The organism is Paenibacillus sp. FSL K6-1558 (genome assembly GCF_038002565.1).
GTDB lineage: Bacteria > Bacillota > Bacilli > Paenibacillales > Paenibacillaceae > Paenibacillus > Paenibacillus polysaccharolyticus.
The window spans coordinates 3,550,526-3,564,731 of record NZ_JBBOCV010000001.1 but is presented as its reverse complement, the minus strand read 5'-3'; the positions used below and the strand labels follow the sequence as shown (position 1 = coordinate 3,564,731).

The 14,206-nt window shown below is 46.8% G+C and carries 13 protein-coding genes; 10 read left to right on the top strand and 3 right to left on the bottom strand.

Annotation, left to right across the window (positions count from 1 at the left end; translation table 11 throughout):
* Positions 1-73: 73 nt before the first annotated feature.
* The 4 genes from MHI38_RS15360 (at position 74) to MHI38_RS15345 (ending at position 4,153) form a co-directional block, all read left to right on the top strand.
* Complete coding sequence (locus MHI38_RS15360) at positions 74-844, top strand: HAD family hydrolase (protein WP_339833923.1); 771 nt, start codon at positions 74-76, stop codon at positions 842-844.
* Positions 841-1,179: a DMT family transporter gene (locus MHI38_RS15355; RefSeq protein ID WP_090921184.1), complete on the top strand. Its 339-nt coding sequence runs from the start codon at positions 841-843 to the stop codon at positions 1,177-1,179. The genes MHI38_RS15360 and MHI38_RS15355 overlap by 4 nt, the downstream gene beginning before the upstream one ends.
* Positions 1,179-2,264 (top strand): metallophosphoesterase family protein, encoded by a 1,086-nt coding sequence (locus tag MHI38_RS15350; protein WP_341181386.1) that lies wholly within the window; start codon positions 1,179-1,181, stop codon positions 2,262-2,264. The genes MHI38_RS15355 and MHI38_RS15350 overlap by 1 nt, the downstream gene beginning before the upstream one ends.
* Positions 2,265-2,692: 428 nt before the next feature.
* Positions 2,693-4,153: a carboxylesterase/lipase family protein gene (locus MHI38_RS15345; protein ID WP_339833917.1), complete on the top strand. Its 1,461-nt coding sequence runs from the start codon at positions 2,693-2,695 to the stop codon at positions 4,151-4,153.
* A gap of 182 nt (positions 4,154-4,335) precedes the next feature.
* On the opposite strand, the gene MHI38_RS15340 is transcribed toward MHI38_RS15345, so the two are convergent.
* A complete protein-coding gene (locus MHI38_RS15340; RefSeq protein WP_339833914.1) occupies positions 4,336-5,487 on the bottom strand; it encodes a VanZ family protein in 1,152 nt (383 codons plus the stop codon).
* A gap of 268 nt (positions 5,488-5,755) precedes the next feature.
* Here MHI38_RS15340 and MHI38_RS15335 point away from each other — a divergent pair, with 268 nt between their 5' ends.
* The 5 genes from MHI38_RS15335 to MHI38_RS15315 all read left to right on the top strand — a co-directional run bounded on the left by MHI38_RS15335 (position 5,756) and on the right by MHI38_RS15315 (position 10,920).
* Complete coding sequence (locus MHI38_RS15335; RefSeq protein ID WP_090921192.1) at positions 5,756-6,097, top strand: zinc ribbon domain-containing protein YjdM; 342 nt, start codon at positions 5,756-5,758, stop codon at positions 6,095-6,097.
* Between the two features lie 197 nt (positions 6,098-6,294).
* The gene (locus MHI38_RS15330; protein WP_339833909.1) at positions 6,295-6,852 is read left to right on the top strand and encodes an RNA polymerase sigma factor; all 558 of its coding nucleotides are present in this window, start codon (positions 6,295-6,297) and stop codon (positions 6,850-6,852) included.
* The gene (locus MHI38_RS15325) at positions 6,809-8,470 is read left to right on the top strand and encodes a DUF4179 domain-containing protein (RefSeq protein ID WP_339833906.1); all 1,662 of its coding nucleotides are present in this window, start codon (positions 6,809-6,811) and stop codon (positions 8,468-8,470) included. The genes MHI38_RS15330 and MHI38_RS15325 overlap by 44 nt, the downstream gene beginning before the upstream one ends.
* A 428-nt stretch (positions 8,471-8,898) precedes the next feature.
* Entirely contained in the window at positions 8,899-9,717 is an 819-nt protein-coding gene (locus MHI38_RS15320) for a class I SAM-dependent methyltransferase (protein ID WP_154889904.1), read from the top strand.
* Positions 9,718-9,858: 141 nt separating this feature from the next.
* Positions 9,859-10,920, top strand: coding sequence for an LLM class flavin-dependent oxidoreductase (locus MHI38_RS15315; protein ID WP_090921199.1), 1,062 nt, complete (start codon positions 9,859-9,861; stop codon positions 10,918-10,920).
* A 161-nt stretch (positions 10,921-11,081) separates the two neighbouring features.
* On the opposite strand, the gene MHI38_RS15310 is transcribed toward MHI38_RS15315, so the two are convergent.
* Complete coding sequence (locus MHI38_RS15310; RefSeq protein ID WP_154889906.1) at positions 11,082-11,741, bottom strand: TetR/AcrR family transcriptional regulator; 660 nt, start codon at positions 11,739-11,741, stop codon at positions 11,082-11,084.
* 252 nt (positions 11,742-11,993) lie between these two features.
* Here MHI38_RS15310 and MHI38_RS15305 point away from each other — a divergent pair, with 252 nt between their 5' ends.
* Positions 11,994-12,776 (top strand): SDR family NAD(P)-dependent oxidoreductase, encoded by a 783-nt coding sequence (locus MHI38_RS15305; RefSeq protein ID WP_154889908.1) that lies wholly within the window; start codon positions 11,994-11,996, stop codon positions 12,774-12,776.
* A gap of 50 nt (positions 12,777-12,826) precedes the next feature.
* Here the strand turns inward: MHI38_RS15305 and MHI38_RS15300 are convergent, their stop codons facing one another.
* Entirely contained in the window at positions 12,827-14,134 is a 1,308-nt protein-coding gene (locus tag MHI38_RS15300) for a VWA domain-containing protein (RefSeq protein ID WP_308722574.1), read from the bottom strand.
* Positions 14,135-14,206 lie beyond the last annotated feature (72 nt).

Sequence of the window (14,206 nt, the reverse complement as noted above, 5' to 3'; positions counted from 1 at the left end):
CCTAAGCAAAAAGGGCGGTACACCACGTACCGCCCTTTCCATTCATTACGATCACAGACAAGGAGTTTAGTCCATGCAAGAGAATAGAGTAGACGATAGAACACAGATGCAGGTTGAAGCCATTCTGTTTGATAAGGATGGGACGTTGCTTGATTTTACAGGCATGTGGGGGTTCTGGACAGATTGTGTGTTGAATGATTTCAGAGAACAACTGCTTATTCGTGGTCTAGAGATGGATGAAGCCGATCTTCCAAAGATCTGGGGCACGTTTCACGATGAACAGGGACGGATGAACGGTTATGATGTCCGGGGCCCGCTCGCCATGGGTACGATGGATGAAGTATATGCCGTGCTGACGTGGCATGGATATCGTGCAGGACTCAGCTGGGCAGAAGCCAAAATGATCGTAAGAGCATGCCTCGCACAGGCCGAGGAAGCGATGGAGGTACATCGTCCGGCGCATCCGCTACCCGGTGTGAGAGAGTTTTTGGAGCAGTCTCGCGAGCAGGGGTTGAAAATGGGCGTAGTGACAGCCGATGAAACGGCAAGTGCAGTCAAACATCTGCAATGGATGGGGCTGGACGCATACTTCGATGTCATCATTGGAACGGATCTGGTAGACCGCGGAAAACCGTTTCCCGATATGTTGCTACTTGCTTGTGAGCGACTCGGTGTACAGGCGCAGCAGGTCATGGTGATTGGGGACACGGACGGGGATATGGAGATGGCGAGAGCTGCTGGAGCAGGCTACAAGATTGGCATTGGTGAGTCTGGGAAAATACAACTGGCGGATCGCACAATCCAGACGTTCCATGAATTGTTCTCCGGTGGGTTAGGCCGATGACGAGTAGTCAGACTTATCTGGGCTGGGTGTTGCTGGCACTTGCCATTGGTCTGGAACTGAGTGCCACGATCTTACTTAAAGTGTCGGATGGTTTCTCCAGATTGTGGCCTTCCGTGATGATGTTTGTTTGTTACGCCGCAAGCTTCACCTTTCTGAATTATGCCGTTAAGTATATGCCGCTGGCTGTGGCCTATGCGATCTGGTCAGGCGTGGGGATCACGATGATTGGCGTGGTGGGGCATTATTTCTTTGGTGAACGACTGCGGCTGACGTCGATGGTATGGATCGGTTTTATTTTGATAGGCATTATTGGACTGAAATGGAGTGATTCGTAATGAGTACTACTGAGCAGCCACTGGCTACCTTCCAGGTGATCACAGACACACATGTACGGGACAAGGCAGATCATATTCATAACCGGCATCTGGAGCAGGCGCTTGCGGATATTGCCTCTTACAGCCATGGAAGCAGTGGCATTATGCATGTGGGTGATGTAACCGACCGCGGGTTGCCGAGCGAGTATCGGGAATGGCAGCGAATCTGGGAGCAATATGCGGAGAAGTTGCCGGAGATACGTTTCACGGTGGGTAATCATGATATTGGTGCAGTCATCTGGCAGAAGCCGCCCCTGGTTCTGCTTGAGATGAATGAAGGCCAGGTAGCGGGGATCTTGGAGCAAGATGCGGAGTTAGAGCATCCGGTGAAACAGACTGCGGAGGAGTCAGCGGCGCTGATTCAGCAACTGGCTGGCAACCAATTCGTGCTACCAGGGCAGACCGCACATGAAGGGGAAATTCACGCAGACATATCCGCTAGAGCTGAAACCATTACCGTTGCGGGATTATGGCATCGGCGTTTGATTGATTTTGAAGCGGCGACAGGAATGAAGGGAACGTACCACGATCATTGGATCGATGGATATCATTATATCTTCCTTGGTACGGAGCAGCCGCATCCGAAGGACTGTGAGATGTCGTCTAAACAACTGGAATGGCTGGATGCGAAGCTGGCTGAACAGGCTACGCCAGATCATCCCATTTTTATCTTTATCCATCAGCCGTTAATGGACACCGTTGCGGGATCGCTTCAGGCACAAGGCTGGTATGGCGTGAATCAGGATGCAGAACTGAAGGCCGTGCTGGCCAAGTACCCACAAGCAATTCTGTTCTCTGGACATACGCATTGGCAACTGCAAGCACCGCATACGATGTACGATGGTGCAGGCCAAATGCCAACCATGTTCAACGCCTCCTCTGTTGCCTATCTATGGACGGATGAGGATGATCATTTGGAGGGTAGCGAAGGGTTGCATGTAGAGATTTACAAGGATCGAGTCGTTGTGAAAGGGCGGGACTTCACTGCCGGGAAATGGGTTGAAGGTGCTGAGTATACAGTGCGATATCCAGTAGTGGAGAGTTGAATAATAGCGATATAAGCAGAGTTGTGTATAAGCATGACTCTTTTTTTTCCATGTTTACTGTAATCTCATTACTAATAAATATTGTATTTTTTGGAATATACGTCTTATTATAAATGTATTCCGTTGGGAGATTGGATAATCGTTTTGGTAAATGAATTTATTTTTAATACTTTTAATTTTCTACTCAAAAGCATAGTTGCTCTTGCTGAAAAATTTTATAGTACGGGATATACATTCGGAGAATTTTTAGATCGAATTTTTTAATCCAACTCAAAAGAGGGCATGACCCAATGTATCCATTTGGGCAAAGTTGTAAATGGGTATGCCGAAGATTTATACTCAAATATATACACATGGTTAGCCCTCATAAAGCTCTAATCATGGTTACCAATGAATGTATTTAATCACGGAGAGGATGTAGAAGCGGAATGCGAGAACTTCAGGTTCAAACGAAATATGGTACGGTTCAAGGCGAGCTTTTACACGGTGCAAGTGTATGGAAGGGTATTCCATATGCGAAGCCGCCAGTAGGAGAGCTGCGTTTCCGAGCTCCGGTACAGCCCGAGTCATGGGAAGGAATCAGACAGGCGACCGAATTCGGGCCTGAGAATATACAACCGCGTCGGGATTCAGAGTGGATGGGCGGGCAGAAGCCGCCAGAGTCAGAAGATAGTCTGTATCTAAACATCTGGGCACCCGAAAAAGAAAGCAGTCACCCCCTTCCCGTTATGGTCTGGATTCACGGGGGATCGTTTGTTACCGGATCAGGCAGTCTGCCTGTATACGATGGCACACAACTAGCCGTTCGTGGCGATGTTATCGTGGTGACGATTAACTATCGTCTGGGGCCGCTAGGATTCCTGCATATGGCTCCGCTGGGTGATTCCTATGTATCCAATGCAGGCCTGCTGGATCAGGTAGCTGCGCTGCAATGGGTGAAAGATAACATTACTGCCTTCGGCGGTGATCCGGGTCAGGTTACGGTGTTCGGCGAATCAGCAGGTAGTATGAGTATTGCCGCATTAATGGCGATGCCAGCAGCCAAAGGGCTGTTCCAACGTGCCATCATGGAGAGTGGTGCTTCGCAGCTCATGCCGTCTGAGCAAGCTTCGGCTTTGCGTGAGGGCATGTTGAAGGTTCTTGGTGTGGACCGAGACAACCTAGCTAAGCTGAACAGCATTCCGGTAGAGCAGATTATGGCGGCAGCAGAAACGGTGAAGCAGCAGAGCGGAGCAGGCATGGCCTTGTTGTTCCAACCTGTGCTCGATGGTGAGACTTTGCCTCAAATACCACTTCAGGCTGTTAGTGAGGGTTTCGCACAGGATGTCTCTGTACTTATCGGCACAACACTGCATGAGGGATCGTTATTTATTCAGCCGGATGTACCATTCTCGAACGAAATTGATATGGTGCAGGGTGTCGACTTCATGACGCCGGATCTGGAGAATCGCGCTGCTATCGCGGATAGTTATCCGAAGACAGCGGATGGACAAGCTCAAGTCATGACGGATATGTTCTTCTGGCGGTCAGCACTACAGTATGCATCTGCACAGCAGAAGCATGCCCCGGTGTGGATGTACCGTTTTGACTGGGTGATGCCGGAGCATCCCCTTCTGAAAAGAGCGATCCACAGCATTGAGATGTTCTTTGTATTTAACACGCTGGATACGCTGAAATTCATGAAGGCTGTGCCGGATGAAGCGGCTAAAGCGCTTGCTCTCAAGGTACAGGATGCCTGGATTTCCTTCGCGAAAAACGGCAAGCCGGAGACAGCAGGAATCGAATGGCCTGAATATCGTGAGAATCGGGCGACACTCATTTTCAACCATGAGATCGAGGTTGTGCATGACCCGGAGGCGTCCAAACGCGAACTGCTGGGGGTTAAGTAAGACATCCTTCATTTCACAAGTCTGATGTTATGCAGAGAGTTCAACAACTTTACAGATTTCAGTATTAATTTCGATATCAGATTCGGTATCCGAAAATTCAAAGGCGGCCTCATGGATTCACCATGAAAGGCCGCTTTTTTGCCTATGTGATCGTCCCTGTAAGAGAGAGTACACTTGATTTATTATTTACGCGAGGCTCGCGTACGGGAGACTTCGTCGAAGTAGAAGGAACGTTTTCCACCCGAGAATATCACGACCAACACATGGATAAACAGGATGATATACACGAGAAAGTACACCATGTTGATACCGAGCGAAATCCAGACGAGATAAGGCTGAATGACATCATCTCGATAGTTAGGGTATGCATATTTACTTACCAGTTGAATAACCGTTAACAGAAGCCACGGAGCATAGATAGCAATCAATCGTTTCAATAGTGTTGAAAGCGTCGGAGTACCCGTTTGACGATCGACATATCGGAACCGGAGAACGGCAGAGCCTGGTGTAACTCCGCTTTGAACCCATGGGATAAAGAACAGAACAATAACCATCGCCGTGGACGTATTTAGTACATCCTGGATATCGTTGGACAAGGTGAAGATTGACATGAGATTGGCGATAATCACCACCACAATACCATCGATCAGCAGTGCAAGTAACTGTGGCACAGGATAGACGCGGTTTTGCTCCACGATTTGCTCACTCTTGGCTTGAATACTCTCACGTGACGGGAACAAGGCCAACACTAGCGGGGCTGCGAAAAATCCAATCACTGCACCGGAGGTGTTCAACATCAGATCATCCACATCAAACAGTCGGTAAGGACAACTGAAATATCCGTATAACCCGGTGAGTTGGGTGACTTCGAAAAATAAGGAAAGCCCGAAACCAGCGACGAAGGCATGTTTCCAGAACGCCCTCTTTTGCCAGAAATACCGGATATATACCCCCAGTGGCATGAGCAGTAATACATTGAACAGCACTTGCAGGAAAGCTCGGCCCTTAATCATGTTGATCCACGTAGAGGGTTGAGACCAGATGATCGGTGTTTCCCTCATAATGTCTTTCACGAACATAAAGGGTTGAAGGTTGTAATACACCGCATTCGCTGCGTGGCCAGCACAGTTATTTCGAGTCGCGGGAAGCGGCAGGATCACCAGGCAGTAAGCAGCCATGAGGAAGAAAATAAAAGAAAAGCTGACGGCAAACCGGGACCAGCTAAAGAAGCCGTCTTTGCGATAACCATAGATTAACCACGGCACCAGCAAAAACATGGAAGCAATGACAAAGATGATAAACGCGGTCTGAATGGGGAAAACATAGGATGACATAAGCAGAAACTCCTTTGGCATGGAAATATAAGCAGAGGACAATGTCCGTAAGGTTTATAAAATGATTTCGTCTGTTTGGATACTTATATATTAAGCGGATTTCCTTAAAGCAAGGGTAGAATCAAGTTTAAATTTGGTTTAAATTCGGTGTAGGTGGAACCTTCCATATAAGTTAAACCGTGTTGCAGTGATCCATCGTATGGAACAAACGGCCCAAATCCCGTATACTTGCATGTAAGCCAATTTTAGAATGGAGAGTTTAATACATATGTCTACTTTGCCTAATTGTCCGAAATGTAATTCGGAATATACGTACGAGGACGGAAATTTGCTCGTTTGCCCGGAATGTGCGCATGAATGGTCTTTGGAAGCAGATCAAGGGGACGCTGAGGAATCCAAAGTTGTGCGTGATGCCAATGGAAATGTACTGAATGATGGGGATACTGTTACGGTCATTAAAGACCTCAAGGTGAAAGGCAGCTCACTCGTCGTGAAACAAGGAACCAAGGTGAAGAATATTCGTCTGATCGATGGAGATCACGATATTGATTGCAAGATCGATAGCTTGGGCGCGATGAAGTTGAAGTCCGAATTTGTGAAAAAGATCTAGGCTGCTGTCGTTCAGGGACTGCACTGTACGTGAGTTCAAATATACTTGTCTTCATCCATGAAGAACGTTCATTTCTGCATTGCTGTGGAAGTGAACGTTCTTTTTTGGCTGTGCTGAAAGAAGAAGAATGAACCTTTGAAGGATCGGCTTTGTCTATAGATTTGAAAAGGCTGATGCAGAGAAAGGAGGAGAGTTGTTTGACTGAAAAAGAACTGTTCGAAATGTACAACAAAGATGTGTACCGGACGTGTTACTACATGCTCCATCATGCGCAGAATGCGGAAGATGTATGCCACGACGTTTTTGTTACCGTCTTCCGTCAGGATTGGAGGAAGGTAGATTACATGAAAACATGGCTGATGAAAATCACAGTGAATCACTGCCTTAATTTTATGAAAAGAGAGCATGCATCCAAGCAACGGGAAAAAAGGCTTTTTATGCTCACGCCGCAACGAACGGTTGATCCGGTTGACGAGGTGGCTCAGCATGCGGAGGATTCGGATCTCTGGGAACAATGGGTTCAGGAGTTGCCTGAGAAAATACGTTCAGCCATTCTGCTACGCTATATGAACGAATTCAGTTTATCGGAAACGGCCGAAACGCTGGAAGTTCCGCTGGGTACGGTGAAGTCAAGAATATATAAGGGAATTCGTCTGCTGAGGAAAAAATGGGAGAAGGCCAGCAAACAATATCAGAAAGGGGAAGTGTACAGTGAAACAAACAGAAAAAAGATTGTCTCATCATCTGAAAAATGATGCGGATATCCATTATCCCGATTTTAATGCCATGTGGGATCAGATCCAAAAGGATCAAGAACGTTGCCCTGAGCTTCATGCTTCAGCGAGGAAAGAAAATGTACGTCGGAACCCGAGATGGAAAAAAACCACACTGATCGGAACAGCAGCCGTTGTTCTTATGGCGACACCTGTATATGCAGCAGTCCACTATGACTGGTTTGACCTGTTGGATCACCGGAGTGGTATCCAGAATGCGCTGCAAAATGGACTTGGACAGAAACTGAATCAATCGGTGACAGTCGGCGGGGTAACATTAACACTCGATACTGCCTTTACTGATGATAATCGTACCGTTATTTTGTATACCTTGAACCCCGGTAAGTACAAAGGGGATACGGTAAGATTCCCTTCGATCGGCCTGCGGGATGAGACGGGGAAGCAAATCGAAGGCAGGTATTATCATGATTTTGATCAGGCGAACGGAGTATACAAAGGTTATTTTGAAACGGAGTGGACACCGTCAGCAAAAGAGGCCAATGTTGATTTCACAGTAAATGGAGTCCAGGTGTTGGCTCCCGAGGAACAGGCAATTAACCTGGATCTTTCCCAGCGGCAGTCACAAGGGTTTGATATTCATAAAGACGGCTTGGGTAAACTTGCAGTGAGTGTGTTCAACGAGAAAGATAATCAAGTGATGCTGTCTACATCGTTAACGTTTGACCAGTCTGATGTCCGTGAGTATGCTTATCCTTTTTTGAAGATTTATGATCAGAAAGGACAGACATTAGATTCGGTTGCACCGAGTATAAGCGGTAAGCCAGGAGCGCATGGTGAATATATATCAGAACAGTTCTATAACCTGGATACGTTAAATCAACAAGCCTCATCTTATGTACTCGCGTATCATAAAGAAGAAGGTAGAATGGATCAGCCCCTGAATATCGGTATACGATTAGATAAAACGGAGATGCTTAGCGGCACGAGCAAAAGAGTGTTGAATCTCCCTCTGGGCCAGCAATCGGATGGAGTACTCGTGAAGGAGGCCATCATTACGCCGACACAAATCCGGGTGATTCTTGCTCAGGATCGAGCCATCTTGCAACTGCCCTATTTGAAATATGATCTGGATGTGAATGGTACCCGGTTGCAAGGTGCCGTATGGCCGTCAGATCATTCAAATCAAATGGAATTGCGCTTTGAAGTAAACCCAGGTCTGAAGATTAATCCGGATACCCCAATGACTCTGTATGCCCATCATCAAGTTCAATATATTGAGGGTGAGTTCGAGCCGGTTACTTTACCTTCAATTGGTGAGAAGCCACAAGTTGTGGATTCAAAACTTGGCGGTTATACAATCCATTGGACATATTACCTTAAGGACGGGGATTTGTACGTGGAGAGGTATAGTGATGATCCGCATTTCGGGGGGATGAATCAGACATTTATGCTCTTAAAGGGTGAACGAAGCTATGGTATGCCCACCAAGACCCAGTTTGCAGGCGACGGAGACAATCAGGGCATTGATCGGTATGAGAAGTATACATCGGATACGGCCGTTGTATATCCATGGATGTACAGTATAGAAGAACCGGAAGCTAAAATAGCTGTACCATTAGTGGAAGAGATGCAAAAATAAGAAGGGTTGATGTAATACGGTTTGTATTTTATAAATGAGTGAACTATTCTGGTTTATTGTGAATTTAGAGTTGACAGTAAATATTTAGGAGAACTATACTTGGTAAAATTAAAATAACAAACGCAATGATCAGGAGTATTAAGGTATATGGCTTGGTTCAGAGAACTGTCAATTCGGTGAGAGACAGTCCAGCCTGTCCCCAACTCACCTGTGAGCGGCAGGATCGAATGCGTTCCACGTAGATTCTGACGAGTAACCTCCGTCATCAGGTCATGAGATGTTATGGAAGGATAGGTTGGTATAATCCTGTCTATGAACAAAAAGAGTGGTACCGCGAAGGTCAGACCTGTCGCCTCTTAGCTGAGGTGGCAGGTCTTTTTGATGTTCTGTCAAGCTTAATTCCAGAGAAAAGGGCAGGTGTACAAGAGATGGACAGAGATCGAGAGCGCATTATTCAATATTATTCCGGTTTTGATGAGTGGGGCAGGCTGGAGCGTGAACCCATTGAATTCATCATTAACATGCATTATATTCGCGAACATCTTCCGCCAAGCGGTCTGATTCTGGATAACGGTGCTGGACCAGGGAAATATGCGATGGAACTCGCCAAACGGGGATACCAGGTTACGTTATCGGATCTTACACCTTCATCCGTAGAACAAGCACGAGAAAAGGCCGAAGCGTTTGGGCTGACACAGCAGTTTGAGGGATTTCATGTATTGGATGCGACTCATCTGAACGGGATTGCCGATGAAACCTATGATGCGGTGCTTATGCTGGGGCCGCTGTATCATCTGCAACAGGAAGAAGCGCGGGAGGCGGCAGTGCGTGAACTTTATCGGGTAACAAAACCGGGAGGCGTTGTATTTGTGGCGGTACAGACCCGGATGCGGATGAGCATCAACTCACTGCAATCGCCGCATCATTGGAGGCCCAATGACAGCATGGATGCGATCCGGTCTTTTGTAGAAAGAGGCACATTTGATCATCAGGATCAGGGCCGCTTTACGGGAGCATACTATTTTCATGTGCAGGATGTTGTGCCGTTCATGGAACAGCAGGGCTTCGAGACTGTTCAGCTGATTGGTTCCTCCAGCCTTAAAGCAATGATCACGGATGAACAGGAGTACTATTGGAAGGAACGGGGCGAGGAGCAAGAACTGCTTCAATACTTGATTGAGGCGGCCAAAGACCCTTCCATTCTGGGAATCTCGTCTCATCTGCTGTATGTCGGAAGGAAGTTGTAGAAGAAAAGTACCCTCTGGAAACAGAGGGTACTTGTATTTCTGCTCAAAATAGTCCAATATAAAGGTATATAACAAAAGGTGATCTACTTACAATAGGTTAGATGAACGACGGATCGCTTCATACACAGGGAGGAACATATCATGGAAATCGGAATTAGTACATTCGTGGAAACAAACCCGGATGTTAATACAGGAGAAGTAATTAGCCACGCGCAGCGTATTCGTGATGTTGTGGAAGAAATCGTTTTGGCAGATCAAGTGGGTCTGGATGTGTACGGTGTAGGGGAGCATCATCGTTCGGACTATGCGGCTTCATCCCCGGCAGTCATTCTTGCGGCGGCAGCTTCGCAGACGAAAAACATTCGCTTGACCAGTGCGGTAACCGTGTTGTCGTCGGATGATCCAGTACGTGTGTTCCAGGACTTTGCGACATTGGACGGTATTTCAAATGGACGTGCGGAGATTATGGCAGGGCGTGGCTCATTCATCGAGTCCTTCCCATTGTTCGGCTATGATCTGGGCGACTATGATGAATTGTTCGACGAGAAATTGGACCTGCTTCTGAAACTGACGGAGTCGGAAAAAGTAACCTGGTCAGGCAAACATCGCCCTTCCTTCAACAACCTGGGCATCTATCCGCGTCCAGTGCAGGAGAAGCTTCCGGTCTGGATTGGCAGCGGCGGTAATCAGGAATCGGTTGTCCGTGCAGGTCTGCTCGGATTGCCGCTGGTGCTTGCCATTATCGGTGGTCGTCCAAAACAATTCGCACCTCTTGTGGAGCTGTACAAAAAAGCAGCCGCACATGCCGGACACGACGCTTCCAAGTTAACCGTTGCTTCCCACTCTCATGGCTTTGTTGCCGATACAACCGATGATGCGGTAGAGAAGTTTTTCCGCCCTGCACAAGCGGTAATGAACCAGCTGGGACGCGAACGCGGATGGGGACATTATGGCAGAGAAACATTTGATGCGGCACGTAGCCTGGAAGGTGCGCTGTACGTAGGGGATGTGGACACCGTCGCTGAGAAAATCATCTATCTGCGCAAAGAGGTTGGCATCACCCGTTTCATGTTGCATACACCACTGGGTACACAGCCGCATGATGAGGTTATGCACGCGATTGAACTACTGGGCAAAGAAGTAGCGCCGAAAGTTCGTGAGGAAATTGCACGCTGGGAAGCGGAAAATCAGGAAGCACGCTAAGCCGGCTGTAGATGATAAAAATGATCTAAATTGATCTATTCAGTACACCGAAATAGAGTAGCAAAAGAAAAAGGAGCCTGTCCTAAGCGTATTACGTACGCGAGCGGACAGGCTCCTTTTACGTTTAATTTTAACCGTTTCTACATGCAGCAATCTTGTATTTATCCATTCGCAGATTTGTTCACAAGAGAGCCTATAACCATAGCTAACGTATGATCATAGAGGGTTTTGGCGGCTTCTTCGTTTTCAATATGTCCTCCCAGGTACAGATGTATCACACCATGTAAGGGAGCCCAGATCATGCGCACCGCAAGCAGGGGATCTTGCACCTGAATCATTCCTTGTTCAATGGCTGACTCAACTAACCCAGACACCTGCTTTAGTGCAGTCGCTGTTCCCTGTAACGTCTCTCCGTCCGGTTTGAATTCGGAAAAAGAACCTCCAAACATCAGCTGATAGAAGCTGGATTGAGAAATGCCGAAGTCCCAGTAGACGTAGGCCAGATCACGGAAATATTGTTCGAACGATGCTTGCCGGGGAACAGCTTCAAAATGCTGAGCCATAACAGAGCATCCCTCTAAATATAGATGTTTGGCTAACCCTTCTTTTTTGCCAAAAAGGTTATATATGATCTTAGTAGAGCATTCCATGCGTTCGGCTACGCGGCGTACCGTGACGGCTTCGGGTCCATGCTCTTGTAATAAAGCAGCAGCAGCATGCACAACATTTTGCCGAAGATTATCCGAGTGCTGCAGTCTGGCTTCCTGAAAAGTTGTTACCGTATGTGCAGATTCCGTGGAACCCGAATGTGTATCCTTCATTGATTTCATCCTCATAACCGTATTGTTGTTAAACAGAGACTGCGACGTTTCCTTTGCTTAAGGTCATTCTACTGTTTTACGCCAGATCACGTCAATTTAATTGGATTCTTGAAAGTAAGCACTACATTCTGAAGTTGAGTTAAACAGATTGAATTTGACAGGATCATGAATATTGGTTACGATGATTCTATAAAGAAACAGTGTTTCCAATAGAAAACATGTGTTTATATTCATGCAAAGGGTGGATGAGAAATGATAAAACAACATCAATGGGCACTTATTACAGGAGCTTCTTCAGGAATAGGTGAAGTTTTTGCACTCGAAATGGCTTCGAAGGGTAACCATGTTGTGCTAATAGCAAGAACGGAGTCTAAGCTGGAACAATTGGCAGAACGAATCAAACGTACATATCAAGTAAGGGCAGAAGTGATCGTATCGGATCTCTCCGAATTAGACGCGCCACAGAAGGTATATGAGGAATGTCAGACACGGGAAATACAGATTGATATCTTGATCAATAACGCTGGATTCGCTACTCATGGTTACTTTGAACAATTGTCGGGTTTGCGGCAACAGGATGAGATTATGTTGAACGTATTAGCTTTGACAAACATGACGCATCTTTTCTTGCCAGGCATGTTAGAGAAGGAGAATGGCACGGTTATTAACGTGGCTTCGACGGCAGCTTTCCAACCCGATCCGTTTATGGCGGTGTACGGGGCGACAAAGGCATTTGTACTTTCTTTTACAGAGGCGTTATATGAAGAAAACTGGAAGCGTGGGGTTCAATTTTTGGCACTATGTCCGGGTTCAACCGAGACGCCGTTCTTTGATGTGGTAGGTGCTAGTGAAGCTTCTGTAGGCAAACGGGATACACCTGAGCATGTCGTGGCAGTGGCCATGAGGGCGCTGGAGAAAGGCAAGCCATATGCAGTACCAGGAACCCGGAATTACTGGACAGCACAGTTCTCCCGCCTCATGCCACGCAAGTCCATGCTGCGCATTGTCGGAAGCATGTTAAGACCACGATTCTAAGATTGCAATTTAAAGCTACAAGCCTGAATTAAGCATAGAAGATGAACATTTTAGGCCAGAATGCCCTTGGCCCGAGCTTCCTTAATCCAGCTTGGAAATTCATTGAGCAGACGATCATACAATTCTTCATCGCTGATTTTCGAGATGTCGTCTAGTGCGAAGAAGTTAGCGTTATCAATGAAACGCCCTTCCATCTCATCGAGATTTTCCAAAACACCGTAATTGGCTCTACCTAAACCAACGAATTGCCAGAACAGATTTTTGGTTGAGCTTTCGGTAATCAATCGCTTGATTTTTCCTTTTTGACTAACCCCGCCATCGCTAAAAAAGATAATATACGTTGGAATCTTTACATTGGGTTCCTCGATGGTGTACTTATGAATGACATCTTGCATTACAGGAGGTTCGTTATTGGTACCGCCTTTGCTACCCAGCTTATATGTACGTTCAATATAATTCTCGAAATCTTTGGCGGTAACGCTAGGGGCACGTAAGAAGTCTTTGGCGAAGAACCATACGTCTAATTCTCCGTTATCATCAAATGCGGATGCAATCGCCAGTATCCGCTCAAAGGCTTCTTGCACGATGCCTTTACGATAAAGATGGTACATGGAGCCTGATGCATCGAATACAACGGCAACACGTGCCTGAATAGGTTCAACCTTTTTCTTTTGGAGAGACAGGGTTACTTTATGCTTGAGCAGATCGATTTTGGTTAAGTTCAGTGGTGGAGGGCTCGGGACTGATTCAGCAACAGGTAATGTGGTTTGGGAAGAGGCTGCTGCCACTTCAGCTTGTGCTGTGAGCAGAGCTTGTTCGGCTTCCGAGGCTTCGTTACTTTCAATCTCTACCCCGAAGGATTCTGCCAGCGGCTGTAATCCACCAAAGAAACCACGTCCGATGGCCCGAACTTTGAATTCGTCACGATACTTGTAAATTTCAATGAAAATAAGCGCTGTTTCTTCCGTGGCCTGCGTAATCTCATACGTAATCTGCTGGGAACCCGCTTGAACAACCGCCTGGCATGTACGAACATCGGCGAATGTATGTCCCGCATCAAGTGTAGCCGTGAACACACATTTTTCTACAGAGGCCTGCCGCAATTTATGCGTATCCAGTACAAAAGTAGACTGCCATTCCTCTATCTGTTGCAAACGAACGCTGTTATGCGGGTCAGCCTCCTGATTGTAAAATACAAAATAGTCGTCCGATGGAACTTTTCCTGCTTCGTTTACCATGAAACAGCTAACATCCAGGGCAGAGGGGGCGGATGTGCACTTGATCGTCACCTGAAGCTGAGCGCATTCGTTGATGTTGGTATTCTGGCCTGTGTTTAATTGTATAAACGAATCTGTCATAGTCGGCTGCGCCTCTTTTCTCCAAAATAGTGGTGGAAAACAAACAGTAACAAGATAGATTCTGAACCATAT